Source organism: Acrocarpospora sp. B8E8 (genome assembly GCF_039871605.1).
In the GTDB taxonomy this organism is placed as follows: domain Bacteria; phylum Actinomycetota; class Actinomycetes; order Streptosporangiales; family Streptosporangiaceae; genus Acrocarpospora; species Acrocarpospora macrocephala.
Map to the genome: position 1 here is coordinate 35,228 of NZ_JBDPLV010000072.1, position 18,558 is coordinate 53,785.

The 18,558-nt window shown below is 68.6% G+C and carries 16 protein-coding genes; 4 read left to right on the top strand and 12 right to left on the bottom strand.

What is annotated here, in order from left to right; genetic code table 11:
* Positions 1-82 precede the first annotated feature (82 nt).
* Complete coding sequence (locus ABGB08_RS44170; protein WP_347603489.1) at positions 83-418, top strand: hypothetical protein; 336 nt, start codon at positions 83-85, stop codon at positions 416-418.
* Between the two features lie 489 nt (positions 419-907).
* On the opposite strand, the gene ABGB08_RS44175 is transcribed toward ABGB08_RS44170, so the two are convergent.
* From ABGB08_RS44175 to ABGB08_RS44215, 9 genes are all read right to left on the bottom strand, one after another.
* Positions 908-1,690, bottom strand: coding sequence for a thiopeptide-type bacteriocin biosynthesis protein (locus ABGB08_RS44175; RefSeq protein WP_347603491.1), 783 nt, complete (start codon positions 1,688-1,690; stop codon positions 908-910).
* Between the two features lie 10 nt (positions 1,691-1,700).
* Positions 1,701-2,774 (bottom strand): lanthionine synthetase C family protein, encoded by a 1,074-nt coding sequence (locus tag ABGB08_RS44180; RefSeq protein ID WP_347603493.1) that lies wholly within the window; start codon positions 2,772-2,774, stop codon positions 1,701-1,703.
* A complete protein-coding gene (locus tag ABGB08_RS44185) occupies positions 2,771-5,533 on the bottom strand; it encodes a lantibiotic dehydratase (RefSeq protein ID WP_347603495.1) in 2,763 nt (920 codons plus the stop codon). Before ABGB08_RS44185 ends, ABGB08_RS44180 begins: the two co-directional genes overlap by 4 nt.
* An 84-nt stretch (positions 5,534-5,617) precedes the next feature.
* Positions 5,618-5,749 carry an FxLD family lanthipeptide gene (fxlA, locus tag ABGB08_RS44190; protein ID WP_347603497.1) on the bottom strand — a complete coding sequence of 44 codons (132 nt, stop codon included), beginning with the start codon at positions 5,747-5,749 and terminating at the stop codon, positions 5,618-5,620.
* Positions 5,749-6,999: a methyltransferase, FxLD system gene (gene fxlM / locus ABGB08_RS44195; RefSeq protein WP_347603499.1), complete on the bottom strand. Its 1,251-nt coding sequence runs from the start codon at positions 6,997-6,999 to the stop codon at positions 5,749-5,751. The genes fxlA and fxlM overlap by 1 nt, the downstream gene beginning before the upstream one ends.
* Before the next feature lie 244 nt (positions 7,000-7,243).
* Positions 7,244-8,446, bottom strand: a complete 1,203-nt coding sequence (locus ABGB08_RS44200) for a helix-turn-helix transcriptional regulator (protein WP_347603500.1) — start codon at positions 8,444-8,446, stop codon at positions 7,244-7,246.
* 406 nt (positions 8,447-8,852) lie between these two features.
* Positions 8,853-9,941 (bottom strand): hypothetical protein, encoded by a 1,089-nt coding sequence (locus tag ABGB08_RS44205; RefSeq protein ID WP_347603502.1) that lies wholly within the window; start codon positions 9,939-9,941, stop codon positions 8,853-8,855.
* Positions 9,942-11,384: 1,443 nt separating this feature from the next.
* Positions 11,385-11,732, bottom strand: a complete 348-nt coding sequence (locus tag ABGB08_RS44210) for a helix-turn-helix transcriptional regulator (RefSeq protein ID WP_347603504.1) — start codon at positions 11,730-11,732, stop codon at positions 11,385-11,387.
* A 9-nt stretch (positions 11,733-11,741) separates the two neighbouring features.
* Positions 11,742-12,854: a tyrosine-type recombinase/integrase gene (locus tag ABGB08_RS44215; protein ID WP_347603506.1), complete on the bottom strand. Its 1,113-nt coding sequence runs from the start codon at positions 12,852-12,854 to the stop codon at positions 11,742-11,744.
* A gap of 215 nt (positions 12,855-13,069) precedes the next feature.
* On the opposite strand from ABGB08_RS44215, the gene ABGB08_RS44220 reads away from it, so the two are divergent.
* Entirely contained in the window at positions 13,070-13,558 is a 489-nt protein-coding gene (locus ABGB08_RS44220; RefSeq protein WP_347603507.1) for a hypothetical protein, read from the top strand.
* 391 nt (positions 13,559-13,949) lie between these two features.
* Here ABGB08_RS44220 and ABGB08_RS44225 read toward each other — a convergent pair whose 3' ends face one another.
* Together ABGB08_RS44225 and ABGB08_RS44230 are read right to left on the bottom strand one after the other, a co-directional pair.
* Complete coding sequence (locus tag ABGB08_RS44225) at positions 13,950-14,222, bottom strand: GlsB/YeaQ/YmgE family stress response membrane protein (RefSeq protein ID WP_347603513.1); 273 nt, start codon at positions 14,220-14,222, stop codon at positions 13,950-13,952.
* 91 nt (positions 14,223-14,313) lie between these two features.
* Complete coding sequence (locus tag ABGB08_RS44230) at positions 14,314-15,351, bottom strand: hypothetical protein (protein ID WP_347603508.1); 1,038 nt, start codon at positions 15,349-15,351, stop codon at positions 14,314-14,316.
* 486 nt (positions 15,352-15,837) lie between these two features.
* On the opposite strand from ABGB08_RS44230, the gene ABGB08_RS44235 reads away from it, so the two are divergent.
* Complete coding sequence (locus ABGB08_RS44235) at positions 15,838-16,341, top strand: ATP-binding protein (protein ID WP_347603515.1); 504 nt, start codon at positions 15,838-15,840, stop codon at positions 16,339-16,341.
* Between the two features lie 937 nt (positions 16,342-17,278).
* Here ABGB08_RS44235 and ABGB08_RS44240 read toward each other — a convergent pair.
* The gene (locus ABGB08_RS44240; RefSeq protein ID WP_347603509.1) at positions 17,279-17,812 is read right to left on the bottom strand and encodes a hypothetical protein; all 534 of its coding nucleotides are present in this window, start codon (positions 17,810-17,812) and stop codon (positions 17,279-17,281) included.
* A 391-nt stretch (positions 17,813-18,203) separates the two neighbouring features.
* Between ABGB08_RS44240 and ABGB08_RS44245 the strand changes: the two genes are divergently transcribed.
* Positions 18,204-18,558, top strand: a 355-nt coding sequence (locus ABGB08_RS44245) for a hypothetical protein (protein WP_347603511.1), incomplete at its 3' end; no start/stop codon positions are given.

Here is an 18,558-nt window from a genome sequence, read left to right on the forward strand (position 1 = left end):
TCGCTGGCGAGGCCTCCATGGCTGTGGACTGGACAAACCGCTCCGAGCCGATCAACCGTACCCGCGACGGAGGGACGGTGACATGGGAGAGACAGGGTTTCAGGAGCTCCGGCCGGAGCCGGTCTGGGCCTCGGTGCGCGGGCACACGTATCAGCAGGCGCTGCTGTGGCGGAAGGTCTTCCCCGGTACGGTCGACCAGGTTCCCCGGGCGCGTCATCTGGTCGGGGCGCTGTTGATGGACACCGCGTTCGCTGAGGACGCCGAGTACGTGTCCGAGCTGATGACCAACGCGCTCCGGCACGCGCCCCGATCGGCCTCGGCTGCAGGTTCGGTAATCGTGGAGTGCCTGCTGGCCCCCCCTGCCAGGCGCGCGTCGCCGTCTACGACCTGGGCGGGGGTGGCACGCCGAGGTTTGTGACGCCGGTGCCGTTGAGCGGCCACGGGTACGGGTTGCGCGCGGTCATGCTAATCGCGAGCAGGCGGGGTGCAGCGGCAGCCCGGACACCGGTCATGTGGTGTGGGCGATTCTCACCCACGAGTGACCCGGTCCAGCGCGGCACCGCCCCAAACGAGGCCCACCACAGCTCAACGACACCGGCCGAACCTGAGGCGAGCGCGGCGGATGGCTCAGTAGTTTCGCTGGGTCCATCGCGCGTCGCGTCGATCTCGCCGAGGCGGGCGTGGGGCAGGGCGATGGGTGGAGTGGACGGCGCGTCCCTGGGAGGCTGTTACGCGTTGTCCGCGGACGCTCGGCCGGGTGACCGAAGGACAGTTCGCCGGCCTGAGACGGCGAGCTCGGTCAATCTGGAAGGCATCATGGCTTTCACTGGTAGTTTCGCGCACTCGACTGGTAGTCCCGGCTATCAGGACCTGCGGAATGCCTTCGCCCTTCGAGACTGGATATCGGTCAGCTGTCGCCTTCCGGCCGATGTGTAGCGCTGAACACTGCTTCTTTCGCGGCTTGGGAGAGTATGGCTTGTCCTGTGGCGGGGAGCCCGATCCGGTTCCAGTGGTGGATCACGTGGAGGGCGGTCACCGCACGGACCCCTCGGGTGAGATCACCGCGTTCTCTGATCTGCCGTAGCTTGCCGCCCGCTTCCTGGAACGCGGCCAGCCAGCCGTCGGGGAGAGCGCCCGGGTGGGCGGTGCCGAGCAGGACTTGGCGGGCCCCGCTGGTGAACTCCGCCCATGTGGTGGGGTCGGGTGGTTCCCTGAGGAGAGGTGCTCGCTGCTCGGCGACCTGTGCCCACACATCGCCCTGTTCGGTCCAGTCCAGACCTGCGGCTCGCATGAGCGTGGTGAGCAGGATGAGGGAGCGTTCCCGCCGGTCGGGCGCGTCGCCGGAGAGGAAGTCGATCAGGTGGCGACTGTCGCCGTGGAACAGGGTGTGAGCCGTGGTCATGCTGTCGGGGCCACCAAAGGCGTGGATCTCTGGCTCGTAGATGTCGCTCGTCCACCTCATGCCGTCGGCGAGTAGGCCGCGCAGCGGGTCGGGTCGCGCCGGGTCGGGGAGCTGGTAGCGGATGCGCCACGGGCCTTTGCGGAGGAACCACCATGCGGTGATCGTTCCGGCGGCTTCGGCGGTGGGGAGGATGCGGGCCAGGTGGGCGCAGGCGTGTTGTTCGCGGTCGCGGCCGTTGCCGGGGTAGGTGATGTTGATCTGCCGCCACTGGGTGTCGGTGTCGTCCATGGTCGGCCTTTCAGATGAGAAGGAGGCAGGCGTCCCAGCCGGTGGCGGCTGTTGCGGTCTCGACCAGCGCGATACCTGCCGTTCCGTTTAGGAGTCCGGCGGGTTCGTCGGAGGCCGCCGTCGTGTGCTGGTGGTTTTTCTCGATCAGGGTGAGGGGGATCTGAGTTCGGGTGTCGGCGGCGATGCGGCGGGCGGTGGCCAGGAGTCCCGCGGTCCCGTGGCACAGGCCTCGGTCGGTGAGGCGGGCCAGTTGATGGGGGTCGCTCACGCACGCGCTGAACGCGGCTTCAGCGGATTCCTGGCGTGTGGGGTCGTTGATGGCGCGGGCGGCGAGTTGGCAGGCGCGGGCGATGCCTGGGGTGCCGTAGCACCAGCTCGGCCGGCCCGGGCCGGCCTGGGCGGGCTCTGCGCGTTCGAGGTCGGTGCGGGTGATGGTCTGTGGCCACCACGCGGCGCCGTCGTCGGTGTGGCGCTGCCAGGCGTCCAGCCATCGGAGTATCCGTCCGATCGCCTCGGTGTGGCCGTCGACGTGGACGCCATCGAGGTGGCTGAGGGCCAGGAGGGCGAGTGGGCCGGTGATGCCGTGGGCGATGCCGTGGTTGCCGTGGCCGCCGGGCGAGTCCTCGCGGTGGGGTCCGTGGCGGCACCACCAGCCGGGTAGCGGTCCGATCGGGTCGGTGAGGCGCACCAGGTAGGTCAGCATGTCGCGGAGCGGATCGAGATCGCCGGTGCGGCGCAGGGCGACGCCTAGGCCGGTCAGACCGCGGATCAGGTCGAACTCGGCGTACTCCGGCTGCTGGTGCTGGTCGATGCGGCGGTGGGCGGCCTCCAGGCGATGGCGCGTCACCGCCTGGAGGCCGGCGGCTGCGGTCGCTCGCGCTCGGGTGAGACTGGGCTGGTCGGACGAGGCGAGGACGAAGGCGAGGGCGGGAGCGCCGTAGTAGAGGCTGGCGCCGCCCGCGACGCTGACGCCGTCGGCGACTGCTTGTTCCAGCGCCGCGTATGTCGCCTCCCGATTGCCGGTTGCCATGTGGAGGAGGGCGATTCCCGCTGCCCCGTCGGCGAGGGATTGGCCTGCTGTCATGATGTCCTCCGGACGAGGCTGGCGTGGGCGACTGCGCGGGCCAGGCGCAGGCAGTGCCGCTCTGACGCGGTGTCGACGCCGATCATGCGGGCGTGGTGCAGGTGCAGCAGGTCGGCCAGCACCTGGTCGGTGTCCAGGCCGTCGCGGTCGGCGAGGGCTCTGTAGGCGGCCAGCGCAGTGCGCAGGTCGTCGTCTCCGTAAGGGTGGCGGGCGGCGGCGAGTTGGGTGGCTTCCAGGCGCGGGCCGCTGCGGCGGGGGGCGTGTTCGGAGAGCCAGCGCAGGCCATCGCTGGTGAAGGCGTCGGCGATGGCGATCATTCCTGCGGCGGTGGCGGCTTGCCGGTCGCCGGACAGCCGCTGAAGGGCGGCGCGGGAGTCGGCGGCGAACACCTCCTCGGCCGCGGCGAGGGTTGGCCCGGTCCCGTGGCGGGTCTCGGGCCGGTAGGTGTGCAAGGTGTAGTCGTGCAGCAGTCCGTCGTCATGGAGCCGCTCCGCCCAGATGGCAAGGTCGTGAGCCGCGTCCCCGAACCGGGTGGCGCGCAGCGGGATCCGTAGCCGCAGGTGGGGTTCGGGGTCGGGATAGCGCAGGAACCACCAGCCTTCTGTCAGTTCGGTCGCGGGCCGGTCGGCAAGCCGGGCGAGGATGTCGTCGGATCGGCCGTAGAGGTGGGCGTCCAGCCACGGCGACAGGGCCGGCCGATGCTGAAGGGTGCTGGCGGGACGGACCAGCCGCACTGGTGGTCGATGCCGCGGTGGGGTGTGGGTGAGGGTGAGCAGGAGTTCGGCTGGTCTGCCGTCGATCCAGCCGGACGGCCCTCCGGCCTCTGCGAGGACGGCGCTCGCGTGCCGGTCCAGGTGGTTGCGCAGCACCGCCAGATGGGCGTTCTCGTCCAGGTCGAGGCGCAGCCGCACATCGTTCTCGCCGAGCAGCACCTCCCGTGGCAGCCGTTGCCGTTCGCGGTGCCGCTGCCAGGCGGCCCGCCACTGCGGCCACGTCGCGGTGCGGGCGGGCAGCGCGGTCGCGGGGATGGTCCAGCGGGCCGGGTGCAGGATGGAGCGGCCCCGCCGGATCCGTGGCAGGAACGGCAGATCGCGGGCGTGCCCCCAGTCGAAGCGGCTGCATGGAGCCGTCCACGCCGTCCAGATCTCCGTCAGGAACCGGATGAGTGGCTGCTGGGCGGTCGGCAGGAGCACGCAGTTGACCAGCAGCGGCTCGACCGGCTGCCCGGTGGTGCGGGACACCAGCCACAGCCGCCGACCGTCTCCGGCCACCGCCAGGTCCTCCAGCGTCCACGGCGGATCGGGGTGGAAGTCGCCGATGGGCAGGACGGGCAGCAGTTCGGGCGTGCGGGCGAGGGTGGCCAGGCGAGCCTCCAGCGGGGGCCCGGACAGCTGCACCGTGTCCGCGCCGGGCATGGCGGTTGGCAGGCTCGCGTAGACGCGGCGGAAACGCTCCAGTTCGGGAGGGGCGAGCAGGTGCAGGAACCGGGCGGCCGCGACTCCTGCGTGGCGGGCCCCGCTCACCACCGTCAGGGTGAACGCGCCACGTTCGAGGTCCTGTGGTGTTGCGGCGGCGAGGGTGAACCGCAGTTCGGTGTGCGGGATCGGCGGACGGTCGTCGGCGCCGCGCAGCGATCCGATCAGATCCTCATCGAGGACCACTTCGGCGCAGCCGTCCAGGGCCGACTGCTGGGCGAGCGCCGCGAGAAGAGCGTCGCGGGCGGTGAACGCTGCCGGGTTACGGCGGGGTGAGCCGCGATACCCGGCGGGGAACCCGAGAATGTGAAGGACGTCGCGCAGCGGCACGGCCGCGCCCGGACCCCACCGTTCGATGAACGCGCGATGGTAGGCGGCCCAGCCGGGCAGGTGCGGTGCGACGGCGACGAGCGCGGAGGCGGCCGCCTGAGCCTCGCGGACCACCGCAGGAGGCAGCGTCACCGAGCAGTCGACCCGCAGATCCACGGCGATCCTGTCGCCGGGGCCAGGCAGGTCGATGGTGCGGGCGATGGTGCGGGCCAGGTGCGCAGCCGGGTCGGTCACATTCATCGGCGGCCGGACCGCCGACAGCAGCACACCCGCGTTCACCAGCGCGACCAGCAGCCCCTCGGCTGCCGACGTGTCGGTGGCCGATTCCTCGGCCACCTTCGCCGCCAGTTCCTCGAACGCGATCGGGGAACTGGCAGTCTCGATCGCCAACCGCACCGGACCGGTCAGGTCGATCTCGACATCCCAGATCCGGTCGCCTTCGGGGCGGGCGCAGGGCAGCACCCACGCCCCGCCGCGGGCGTACCCCAGCGCGTTCGCCACCACCGCGACCGTGCGCAGCGTCGGCACATCCCGCTCGGCCGCAGCCGTGTACTCGGCGATGTAGCGGTCGTCGGGGCGGGCCGCGTCGTGATGCCGCTCCCCCCATCGGACCGCCACTCGGGGGCCGAACTCGATCGGAGCCACGCCGGCGAACCTGCCGAATGGGGTTGCGCGGGTTGTCCACCTCAGCAGATACCGGACCGTCGCCTCCACCAGGCGCCGTAATCTGCGCGTCTGGATCGGCTCGCGGGCCAGAGCGCGGGCGATCTGTGCGGCCAGGTGCGGCGCGGCCTGCACGAGGGCGGCCGCGAACTCCGGCAGCGCCCACGCCTCCCGCAGCCACTCCAGCCAATCCTCGGGCTGGTCGGTGGTCAGGTCGGGCCACGGGGGCAGCGTCAGATCTCGGGGGTAGGAGGCGGCCCTGATCAACGCCGCATCCGCCGCTTGGAACATCTCTCCCACCGCGTTCCGGGGGTTGGCGGAAAGAAAGAAGGGGAGGGGCCCGGCCCCTGGAAGCCGGGCCCGATTGGATCGGGTTCAGTCGGAGCCGTCGCCCGAGCAGGCGTCTGAGCCCGTGTCGCCCGAGCCGCAGTTGTCGTCGGTGCTGGTGGCGTAACCGCTCGCGGCGGGCCCGGCGTCGACCAGGCGGAGGTTCAGTTCGTACTTCATCAGCGGGTTCCCTTCTCATTGGGGGTGAAGACGAGGACGAGGCGGCTGTGCCGCTTGTCCAGAACCACCCCGTCCGGCACGTCGCCGTCGGGGGTATGCGCGGGAAGGACGTGCAGCACCGGAGACGGGCTGCCCGCCTCCACCCACGCGCGCATGTGCTCGACCATCCGCCCGGCCGCCGCAGCGGCCTCGGGCCCGTGGGCGTATGCGCCGAGATCGAAAAGCCGGCCGGTCCAGCGCAGGGCCGACCGGTAGGCGAAGGTGCCATTGTGGAGGGTGGCAGGGGTGCCGAACCGCCACGAGGGGGCGACGATGCCGGACTTGACGGCCTCTTCTTGCGCCGACAGCGCCACGAACTCCTGCACCTCGCCTATGAGGCGGGTCGCCAGCCACAGGTTCAGGTCGGCCAGGATGGTGCGGGGCGGCAGGCTCATCCCGGCCCACGCCTCCTCGCGGGGGTTGGTGAGGAGGTCGGCGACGACGGCGGGGTCGATCTGCTGGCCCTCATCCAGCCGCAGGTGGACACCGTCGGCGATGTCGACATACCGCATGTCGTGGGCTCCGGCGCCCTGCATGGAGACGAACCCGCACTGGCGGTGGCTCTCACTGACCAGACGGTCCCCTGACCGTCGCAGCGCCCATGATCGGGTCATCCCGAACGTGCGCAGCGGCACGACGAGGACACCGCCTTCGGTGAGCTGGTCGCGCCACGCGGGCGGGATGTCCCATGCCCCGGCCGTGACGATGATCAGGTCGTAGCGGCGGCCCGGCTTGATCGGCCGCTCAGCGTCCGCACACACCACGATGACGTCGTTGTAGCCCGCCGCTTCCAGGCAGGCGGCGGCCCGGTCGGTCACGTCGGGGTCGATGTCGACAGTCGTGACCGATCCGGCCGGGCCGACGAGTTCGCGCAGCAGCGACGCGTTGTAACCGCCGCTGCCCACTTCAAGCACATGCCGGCCCTCCATGCGGCCGAGCGCGTCCGCCGCTTGGCCGAGCATCTCCGCGATGAGGAACGGGGCCGACACCGAGCTGATGTTCTCCTCACCGACCCGTTTGGTGATGATCGCGGTGTTCTCGTATGCCTCTTGCAGAGGGATACCCGGCGTGTAGAGCTCGCGGGGGACGGTCCGAATCGCGGCCTCCACCTCGGGGCGCAGGGCCAGACCCTTCGCATGGTGATCGGCTGCCAGGCGGTCGACCATCTCGTTGCGGAGACTCTCGCTGTCTATCGTCGTGCCGACACTCATGACGGTGCTCTCTCCGATGCGTGTGGGCCGCCGCGGCGCGGGGCGGCGGGCGGCCTCCAGATGTCCCGGGGCGATCCCGGCGACGGACTCTCATGCTGCCCGACCGGCCGACCGCTTTCAGTCGAACGACTCAGCCTGTCCCCACGATGAGCCGGCTGGTCGTGAGAGTAAAGGCACGCCATGTGTCACTGAAGTGATCACGTTTCGTGAAAGTGATACGGGGCGTATCAACCGGAGACTGCTGTCAGTGGCCGGTGTGCGAGGTACCGAGGATCGCGGCGAGTTTGCGGTAGCGGGAGGCGGTGGGGTTGGCGTGCTGGGCGCGGCGGGCGATGACATCGGGGAGCGCCTGGTGGCGGGCCCAGTCGGGGCTGGCGGTGCACACCTCCAGCAAAGTGTCGAGGGAGGCGTCCCATTGGCGGGTCTCGGCGAGAGCGAGGGCGATGTCGAGGTGGAGCCGGTTGCGGGCGGCGGGGGTAAGGGCGGAGGTATCGCCCATCGCGGCGTAGGTTTCCAGGGCCTTGCTGGGCCGTCCGGTCGACACCTGGAGGCCGACCGCTTGGGCACGGACGGTCGCCGGGCCGAACGCTGTCCCGTTGACCGACACGTCCCGGCCGATTCTCGCGGCGACCGCGTGCCCTTGGGAGAGCAGGTCGTCGGCCCGCGTCACGTTCCCGTCGCGGGCCGCCACGACGGCCGCGAACGTCACATGCCACCCGTAGGTGGCCAGCAGCGTGGGATCGTTGTTGCTGTAGCGGGGCTCGATCATCACATAGGAACGTTCAGCTGTGGCAGACGCCTGGTCGAGACGGGCGTCCCGCAGGTAGATCCACGACCGCCCCGAAGCGACCATCGCCGACCGCACTTCATCGCCCGCGAGATCGGCCTGTGCGGCGGCATGCCCGATTCCGGCGTAGGCGAGGTCGCGGGCGCCGAATTGGTTGGCGACGTAGGAGGCCAGCCGGAAGGCGTCGGCCATCACCGACGCGGCTGCCCCTTCGCTCCCTGCGGGCATCGTATGGGCGACGGCCGCGGCCTGCCGGACGGCGATGGCCACCAACGCGCCCGCCGTGGCGTACTGCCCGGCGCGGTACCGGTCCCACGCCGCCACAAGCCCGGCCGTCACCTCCCCGGCGGACACGGGCTCAAGATCGCCGGTGACCCCGGCCGCGGTGTCGTGGACAGCCCGCGACAGCTCTCGCAACATCGCCCGGTCGTCGCGGCGCATCGCTCGGCGGGGTTCCTGCTGGCCGAGCACCACCGACACGTCTGTGTGCAGCGCGGCCGAGATCCTCAGAAGGGACGGAAGTCCAACCCCCAAGTCCCGCTCGACCTTGCGGATCGTCGCGACCGACAGGTCGGTCGCCTCGGCGAGCTGTTCCTGGGTCATCTCCGCGCGCAGTATTTTGATCCGCTCGCCAGTCGTGTAGTCGCTCCACCGGGTCATTGGTCGGCCCTCTCTCCCGCCGGATGCCCGGCGTAGTCGGCTCTCGCCCCGTCCAGAGGGCGCGTGGCCCGTTCATGCCTAGTATGCGGACGAGGCGTACGAAACGTCTTCGATCTCATGCTCCATCCGCCGACCTCACCACCGTGACCACCGTGGCCCACTGCACCGTCCACCCCAGCCTGGTGGTCGGGGCCGCCGATCCGCCAGCGCCTGCAGCGCCGAGCGGTCCTACCGGAAGAACTGCTCCAGCTCCGCGGGTAAGTGCTCGCCGGGGAAGGGGGCATCCATCGTTACCTGTCGCCGGGGAGAAATCCGAATGGCACGGTCCCAGGGAGAAAGGGCTGCACCAGGGTGAACAGGCGCCATCATTGAACCGAAACGAAGATCACGCGATCGTCGATCTCTATCAGCCTCGATCGCCCTTCCTGCGAGCGAGCTCTGCGGCGTACTCGGCTCTGGGTGCTCCGGCTCGGCGCTTCCAGTTGGAGGCGGTCTCGAGGTGGAGTCCCAGGAGTTCGGCGAGAACGGCGGCGGGCAGTTCTGCGGCCAGTTCCATCAGGGCGGTGTTACGTGCGCAGCGGGCTTGGATGCCGAGTTCGTTCAGGCGGTAGCCGAGTTGTTGGCTACTGAATGGTTTTCCAGGACGGCAATGGGCGCTGCCGAGCAGCCAAGCTTTGGGCCTGGCAGCGTCTCGGTGGTTGGGTGAGGGGGCGTCTCGGAGCCGCAAGACCAAGGCGTCCAGGGGTGGCGGCAGGTCCAGAGGCTGGGCTCCGAGGGCAATCGATACTGTGGAGCCGGCTTGGGTGATGTCGCTGGTGGCGATACGGACGATGCGGCTCAAGGGTTGTGCGAATAGCAGGACGAGGAGGCCGCCGACCCGGATCGATAGATCAAGGTCTTCATCGTGAAGAAGCTGCTGGATTTGGTTCCATCGTTCGTCTTCTTCGATGATGCTGACGCTGTTCGACGACGTGGGACGGCCGGGGAATTCGAATGGGTCGGAGTGGTGGTTTCTGGCGGTCCAGACCAGGAAGTTTCGTGCAAGCTCGCGCATCCATGGGCCTTGATCGAGCCAGAGGTCGATATCGGCCTGGGTGCAGGTGGCCAAGGTGGCGCCTCTGTCTTGGAGCCAGGCCAGCAGCTTGATCGCTGCCAGGATCTCATGGCGTGCGCTTACCATTTGGCCGTAGGTGATGATTTTGATCTTGGATGCTCGGCGGAGGCGCCGCAGGTAGTACCACGTCGCGAACGACTGCACGATACGGCGCTCTGCAGGAGAGGCGACTTCGGGGAGGGCGGTGGGGAGCCATCGTTCCAAGCTCGACAGGTACTCATCACGTGGTGGAAGCAGACCATTGGTCACCAGGACGTCGCGAAGGTATTGGGCGGCTTTGGCGGGGCGGAGGTGGTCGAGAGCTTCGTGGCTGATGGGCCTGTCGGTGGCGATCAACGTGGTGAGCATGGTCTGTGTCGCGGGTCGCTGCAGCCAGATCATGGCGCGACGGGGGTTCCCGCTCATCAGGGCGTGGTAGAGCGGTTCACGCTCGGGCTGGATCTGCCCATCAGGGTCGGCCAGCAGGTCGTGGAGGGCCGATTCCAGGGCGCAGGAATCACAAAGCCCATGATGGAAGAGGCGGGATGTCTGCCCGCATTCGATGCATTCGCGGTTGGAGATCGGATCCTTGGCGTAGCAGACCCGACAGAGGGCCCCACCTGCCGGGGATCGGCCCGCGACCCGCTTGGTCTTGTGGCAGCCCTGACAGGGTTCCGTGCGTCGGCTGCACTCGCCGCAGATCGGTTCGCCGTTCGGACCCCGTGCGTGGACTCGGCGGGTCTTGGAACAGCGCGAACATGTTTGGCGAGGACGGAGGTTAGCGGAGCAGGAATCGCATCGGGGAGCGCCGGTGGAGATGCGGTAGCAGCCTTTGGTCTTGCCGCAGATCGAGCAGGTGGCGGTGGGGAGTTCGTAGCAGGCTCTGCAGAGTCGTTCACGGGAGGAGACAAGGTAGCGGCGCTGACCGCAGGAAGAACACTCGCTGTGCTGGCTGGGCTCGTAGGTTCTGCAGAGGTCGCACAGTGGTCGGCCTTGCAGATCGCGGCCGGCAGGCGTCTTGAGTCGCTGGCAGCGGGCGCATCGCTCTTGGCGGGCGGCCGAGTAACACCGTTTGCAGCATCGCTGGCCGACTTGGGTGAAGCGCAGTGGAAGGTCGTCCTTGCCGCAGAGAGGGCAGGGCGGCCGGATGATGCCGTGTGCCCCTGCGGCGATGAGCGCGTCGATCAACGCGATGATCCGTGGTGTCCCCTGAGCGCCCTGTCCTGCGAGCAGGGCGGGGTTGTCGGTGAGCGCGGCCGCGGTGTGGCCGCGCTGGTGGGGTCGCGGGATCGCTTGAGTGATCGTGGCGAGGGCTTTGTCGCGGGGGAAGGAGGGAGCGATCTGGCTGATGACCTGGCAGATCGCCTCTATCGGGTCCGTGGGCTGGTGCGGTCGGCAGGAGCGGCAGTAGGGGCGGCCGAGGTGATCTCGGTGGCCGACAATCCGCTGGTTGCCGCAGGAGGTGCAGAGCGGCCGTTCTACTACCGAGCAGGCGCGGCAGATCCGTTCGTGTCCGCTGAGGAACAGCAGTGCTGTCTCCCTGCCGCAACGTGGGCAGCGGGGTGTCACCAGGTGCTGAGCTCCGATCTTCCGCAGTGCCGGAATCAGCAGCTCAACCGAACGCATTCCGTTGGACCGGCCGCGGGTCAGCAGCCCCGGGTCGGTCTCGAGCGCCTGGGCCAGTTCACGCTGGCCGCGACTGCTGGTCACGATGCTGGTCACCATCTGACGCACCCGGTCTCCCTCCAAGGCCGGTTCGAGGCCCGAGATGATCTCGGTGATGAGGCCCAGCGGGTCGATGATGTAGCGGGGCAGGTCAACGGTCCGGGGGGTGGCCATACACGCCTACTCGGTGATGCGGGCGGGCTTGGGCCGGAACGACCCCATCCCCGCGGGCGGCTCGTCATTCTCGCCTCCGCCGGCGGCTGCTGCGGTTCGCCGGGGTTTGGCGGCCGCGGTGAGCGGTATTGGCTCGATGAGTTGCTCCATACCGCAGCCGAGGATGTCCAGCAGGGCCAGGAGGACTTTCATGTTCAACCGTTCGGGCTTCTCGGTCACCAGCCGGTAGACCTGACTGACGGACAGATTCACCCCCCGCTCGGCCAGCAGCGGCCTGAGGTCGGTGGTGGAGAACATGCCGCGATTGGCCATGATCTCCCTCAGGTGCCAGCGGAAGTCCAGCTTCATGGTCATGTCGCCCTCCTATCGCTCGTCCTGGTCAGGGGCGAGCGTGCGGTCAAGGATCTTGCGCATCATCGTGTTCATGAAGTCGCCGGTGACACCGGTGTAGAGCGCGGTGGTCGAGGCATATTCATGGCCGACCTGTTCCTGCACGAACTTCTCGTCCGCGCCGTCCTCGATGAGGTGGGTCACGTAGGAATGGCGCAGGCAATGCGGGACCAGGGCAGGGTCCAGGCCGAGCGCGTCGCGGTACTGGGCGAAGCGTTCTTCGATCTCCCTGGGCCGCAGCCGTCCGCCCCGCTCGGTCAGCCACAGCGCGGCCTTCGTCCCTGGCCGGTAAAGAGGGCGGATGTTGGTGAGGTAATCCTCCACCGCCTCCACGGCCCACGGCATCACGCTCAGCACCGTGCGGCGCTTGGGCGGAGACCCTTTGGTGCTCTTGCCGAACCGGACCTGCAGGGCCCCGAACCGTCCCAGCTCGACGGCCTTCTTGTTGCGATGAAAGTCGACGACGTCCAACTTGGACGCTTCGTTGCAACGCAACCCCCACCCGTAGATCACTTTGAAGACCGTCGCGTCGCGGTAGGCCGCCAAGGCGCCCTTGCGGCCCAGCCTGATCTTCTCTTCGACCTGCGCGTCGGCGTAGTCCAGGAATTGCTGGATCTCCTTACGGGTCATCGGCCGCCGGGCCGGCGCCCCCTCGTACTCCACCAGATGGGTTGCGGTGTTCCACTCGTGACACACCTGGATGGGGTGGGTGCCGAACCGAGCCTCGCACTCCTGGGGCCACTGGTAGTACGGCGAGGTGATGTAGTCGCAGAACATTCGCAGAGCGATCTGGTAATTGCGGATCGTGGATTTGGCCCGCCCCAACTCCGACACGAGGTGGTCCATCCACTCGTCGACCTGACCAGCGGTCCAGTTCCAGGGGTACTCATCAGCGAACTTCTGGAAGCGGCGGACGGTGTGTATCCGGTCGTCGATCGTGGCCTGCTGCAGCCTGCGGCCGCCTCGTTGCTGCCGGGTCCAGCCCATCAGCATCGCCGCGAACACCGCGTCCTCCGGATGGAGTCGCGTGACGACACTCGTCAACGCCACCCGGGCGGATCCGCTTTCCGGGTCTACTTCCACCACACTGGCCCCTTCCGTACACCGCACGAATCGTGCAACAGATGCACTAGTAGGCGCAAGGGGCCTGCTCAGAGCAGGTCTTATCAATCGGCAAGGAGTCGCTAAGATGTCGCAGAACAAAGGCATGCAGCCCGAGGAATCGTGCATCAAACGCAATTCCGCGCCAAGCCCGATCTTGCTCGTGGTGACCGGTCCTCCGGGTTCGGGGAAGACGACTCTTGCCCGTCGGATCGCGGACGCTTGGCTGCCCGGCAGTCATCCGGGACGAGATCAAGCAGGGGATCGTGCTGGGTGCCTCAGGGTTCGATCCCGAGGGCGAGGATCCTTTCAATCTGCCTGCCTTGGCGGCGTTCTTCGGCGTTCTGGATGTCATGCTGAAAGCGGGCGTGACGGTGGTCGCCGAAGCCGCCTTTCAGGATTGGCTCTGGCGTCCGAACCTGGAACCGCTTAAGGAACTCGCGCGGATCCGCATCATCCGGTGCGTTGTCGATGCCAAGGTCGCCCGTGACCGCGTTGCCCGCCGAGCCGAGCACGGCGGTCATCGAGCAGCTCATGCCGACCAGGAGCTGCTGAGAATGATTGCCTTGGGCGAATACAACCTGGATGAATTCGGCTGGGTCAGCTTGGATCTGCCAACCCTGACTGTCGACACTACTGCGGGCACCAGTCCGCCCCTCCCCGAGATCGTCAATTTCGCTACAGCCTGAACGCGGGATCAAGCAGCGGGCTGTGGCTGTGCGTCGGATTCCCAGCCGTAGGGAGCACTCCCGCCGCCGCCTGGATGTTGGGGTGGCCACTGGCCGATCTGGCTGATCTGGTCGCCCAGCCTCCCGTCCCGGCGGCTCAGCTCTCAGGCGCATCTGGCTGTGCCCTGGGACTGAAACGCTGATCGCCAGCGCCCTCGAGCCGGACTGTCCGGCGGGCCAGCGCTCGTGGGCTCGTCCGTTTGTCCCCTGCTCGATGGAACCCGAGGCCGGAGGCGAGGCGGAGGAGAGCGACGAAGACTGGTAGGGCGCCTCTGGGCCGTTCCTCCACGGGGCGGCCCAGAAGCATTCACACGCCAAGTTCGCACGGGCGCGCACCGCCGCCCTCTACCGGCTAGCGCGGCGGAAACTCGCGCCGCTGCCTGGGGTACAGTCCTGCGGCCACCGTGACACCCCCCGCAGCAAGCACGATCTGGATCAGCAGCTCTATCCAGTCGATCACCCCAGTGTCCGTGACGCTCAGCACGGTGCCGATGAACGCCGAGACGACGCCGATCACGATGGTCAGCCAGATCGGGATGGACTGGCGGCCCGGCACGACCAGGCGGCCGAGGGCTCCGATGACGACGCCAATCACGAGCGCGGAGATGATCCCGGTCACTTCCATAATGCGCACTCCCGCGAGATGGCCGCCAACCGACACCATGAGGACAGGACGGGAGCCACGTCAGCACTCAGCGATCTACAACTGAAGAGGGTCAGCGTCCGCGTACGTCGGTCAGGGAGTACCAGTCACCGATGGTGCGGGCCTTGCCGGTGTTCGCGGGGATATGGGTCAGGAATGTGCCGTGGGCGGTGATGGTCGCCGTGGTGGTGAAGGCGCGTCCCTGGCTGAGGGCTCGGGCGGAGTCCTGGGTGAACCGGAGCTGTTGCACATCTCGGCGCAGGGCGGTGAAGGTCTGGGTGTCGGTGATCGCGTGCCAGACCAGGGCGCCGCCGTCAACTGTTCGCAGCGTGTAGAGCGGTTTGCCCGCGCGGTCTTGGCGTTGGACGAGCCACTGGCCCTGCACGGCTTGGCGCTCGGCCTCCCGCGCGGCGCCTGCCTCGTTGGTGTAGATGCCGTCGGCCAGTACCTGGGTGCCGGCTTGGCCGAGCGTGGCCTGGTTCTTGGCGAAGGTCGCGGCGAGTTGCCGCGGGGACAGCAGCAGTCGCTGGCCGTCGCTCTCGCCGACTGCGACGGCCGATCCTGCCTTGTCCAGGGCGACCGCCGGCGGCTTGGTGCGTGACCAGCTCCCGGAGACCAGCTTCCAGCTTCCTGCCGTACGCGTGAGCACGGCGGTGCCGTAGCCACCGGATTCACGGAAGGAGGCGGCGAACCAGTCGAGGTTCCCGGCCGGGCGGGGGAGGTACACCTGGACCTGGGAGATGGGGGCGGGAAGCGTCGGGGTACGGCCGAGGAGACGATCGAGGCGAATCTTGGCCCGGCTCAGCCGCAGCGCCACGTCGGCCTGGATCTTCTCCAGCCCCGCTCCCTGGTTTCGGATGGCGCGAGTCCAGAGCTGGCGGTTGCGGGTCAGCAGGGTCCTGGCCTGGGCGGGGGTGACGGCGACCCGGGTTGAGGGGGACGCCGGACGGTCCTGGCGCTGATCAGCCGAGGCGGGCGAGCCGGCCAGGCGGTCCACGGCCGCCTCGGCCGTCGAGCCGGTTGGCGGGCCGTCGGCGCTACAGCCGAGGGCCGAAAAGACGGTCAGCGCGAGTACCGCGGCGATTCTGGTGGAGCAGGGTGATACTGCCATGTCGGTTGTCCCTTTCGGGTGATGGATGCTTGTGGCGCCAGTCATCCACCCACCCGTTGCACTACCTGTGACACCACTACGACCGGCGCGTTTGCCCGGCGAGCTGGCTCCCAGCGGGCCGGGGGACCGCCGATCGCGACGAGGAGCCGTCGATGGCCGGCAGCGCACACGGATCCGCTGTGAGGGGCGCATGAACCCAGTGGGAAGCGCCAACGAGTACATCGCATGACCGGTTGCGAGGCCCGGCTACCAGCGCGATGCAGGCGACTTCGTCGTGCGCATCCACTCACGGCCACTACCGGCCAGCCGCATTCCGCCAACGCCGGAGCGTGGAACAGCACGCGGTGTCTGCTCGCACGGCGTTTCGATCTCAACAGCGGTCACCGTGCTCCTGCGATATCGCGGGAACCAACCGTGAGGGTCCAGGACTGGACACGGGGCACACAGTCGATCGACAACGTCCTGGACGAGCGGAGGACGATCGACATGCGAGAGATCATCGACGATGAGCCACAGCCGGATCTGGTCTGTGCAGGGGTGCGCGGACGCAGCTTTCAGGGGCGATGCATTGGCGGAAGGTCTTTCTCCAGCACGCCCGATCAGGTGCCGAGGGTGCGGGCGTTGGCACGCGCGCTCCTGGCGGACACCCCGTTCGCCCAGGATGGTGAGCTGATCGCCGCGGAACTGGCCACCAACGCGATTGCGCACGCGCCGAGGTCCGGTTCACCGGACGGATCCGTCATCCTCGAATGCCTGCTCCATCCCGGTGAGGTGCGCATAGCCGTCTACGATCAGGGCGGCGGTGTAACGCCGATCTTCGCCGCGCCGATGCGGCTCAGCGAGCACGGGTACGGCTTGCGGGGTGTGGCCCTGTGGCGGCTCGGGCGGGGCGCGGGAGCCCGGGAACGGGCCATGCCGTGTGGGCGGTCCTCGCCCGGGAGTAGCCGCAAAACCGCTGGTCCAGGGCGACCCGCGTCACGGCGGACATAGCCGAGATGGCCGAGATGGCCCGGTGCACCGCCACGTCTGCGGCGTGTTCGCACTCGATGGCGGGCTCGTGCGATGCGGTTCTTGCAGCGGTGTGCGCAATGGGGCGTGACTGCCAATGGGGCTACCGGTGGGGTTTCCGGCCAGATAGGTTGAGCTGGTCTGGGCCAAGGGGGCAGCACGTGGCCTTCGACATGCGAGAGATCATATTCGATGACCCACAGCCGGATCTGGTCTGGGCGGCGGTGTGCGGGCGCTCCATCACGGGGCGATGCTTTGCCGGAAGCTCCTGGCGAATACCCGTTCGCCCAGGGAGCTTGTGGCCTCGGAACCGGGCACCAGCGCGATTGTGCACGCGCCGAGGTCCGCTTCCCTGGACGGCTCCGTCAATCCTCGAATGCCTGCTACATCCCCGCGTCACGCGGACATAGCCGAGATGGCCGAGATGGTCCCGCGCACCGCCACGTCTGCGGCGTGTTCGCACTCGATGGCGGGCTCGTGCGATGCGGTTCTTGCAGCGGTGTGCGCAATGGGGGCGCGACTGCCAATGGGGCTACCGGTGGGGTTTCCGGCCAGATAGGTAGAGCTGGTCCGGGCCAAGGGGGCAGCACGTGGCCTTGGAGGGGTTACCGATGGCTCTCCCGACTCCTAGGAGGGAGTCGATGTCATGGGGCGGGGGCGCGGGGATGGTCTGGAAGGCATGGCAAGCCTGATATGCCCAGCGTCTGGTGTGGTCGGCTGGTGGTGGAGCTTTGAGGTTTGGCTTGGGCGAGGTTCGGTTTGAGGGCTGAGAGTCCGGTGAGAGGTCGCGCGCGAGGCTGGCGGGGGTTTCCCCGGCCTTTTGGTGATCAGGCCGGGGGTTCCGCCATTGGGGAAGGCGCGCGATCAACCGTGGTTGTAAGGGGCTGGCCGGCGGGGGCGCGCTCCCGGGGTGGGCGGGTCACGTCAGGGCGGCGTGGGCGCATCCGGGGCGATGGGCGGGGTCGCCGAAGTGATCGCCGGGCACGTTGTCGAATGCGATGTCGGATGTGGTGTCGATCTCGGTGTCGACCTCGGGATCAGGGGCGAGGTATTCGCCCAGATCGGCAAGGGCGGTGATCGCCGCCATCGGGACGGCCTCGCCGCATCCGGGGCATTGGCCCAGCAGCAGCCAGCCCGTGCCGGGGGCCAAGGTCAGATCGGGGATGAACCGCCAGGCACGCTCGGTGACCGGTTCGGTGACCGTGAGCACCATGCCCGGGTAGCGGCCGTCGGCGTAGCGGCGGTCGGGGTCCTCGGTGACCGTGACGTCCTCGGCTCCGACCCCGAGCGTGATCGCGAGGGCGCGGGCGGCGGCGGCCCGGCGGGCCCATTCGGGCCAATCCCGGTGACGTGCCGCGAACGCGGCGGCGTCATGATCGCGGTGGCGGCGCGCGGCGGTGGCGGCCCGTTCGGCCAATCCGGCCACGCCGGTATTGGCGGTATCCGGCATCATGAATTCATCCTTTCCTAATCCGGTGATTTCACGCGGGGCGGCTAGCGTCATTCCCGTGTTTTAGATTCCTACCCCTATTTCATCTCGTGTCCGGGGGAAGTCAACCCGTACGGCGGGCTACTTTCGAGGTGATTTACCAGCCGAGAAGGTTAGCCACTCCAGCCGTTTTAGGCTGGTCATTCCGGTTGCCGTTCGCCCGGACCCGAGATAGCGTCGGGTTAGAACAAAACGAAATACCGGCGGAAACACCGGGAATAAGAAACGCCGTACACGGCGGTTCCCCCAGGAGTTTCCGCCCCCCGGATTTATTCACAACCCGGGGCCGCCGCCTGAATTCCGCCCGTTTCCCGCCCCCGAGTTTCCGTCCGCTATCTGGAAAGGACCCCGCGCGATGACCACGCCAGCCACACCGCCGCCGCCCCCGCCGGCACCGGGGGTGTCCGGCCCGGCCACGACCCCCTCCACAAGTCCCGCCACGAGTCCCGCCCCGGCCGGGGCGGGAGGCCGGTTGCGCAACGGCGAGCTGCGCCGTCAGGTGGCCGAGCTTCTCGCCGCCCGGGCGGGCACCGAGGCGACCCCCGGCGACATCGCCCGCACCCTGAAAAGATCGTCCGGGGCGGTCGGCAACGCCCTGAAGAACCTGGCCGACCGGGGCGAGGCCGAACTGACCTCGACCAGACCGGTCCGCTACCGGGCCACCGCGACCACCGCCGCCGCCGCGAGCGCCACCCCCACCCCGCCCACCC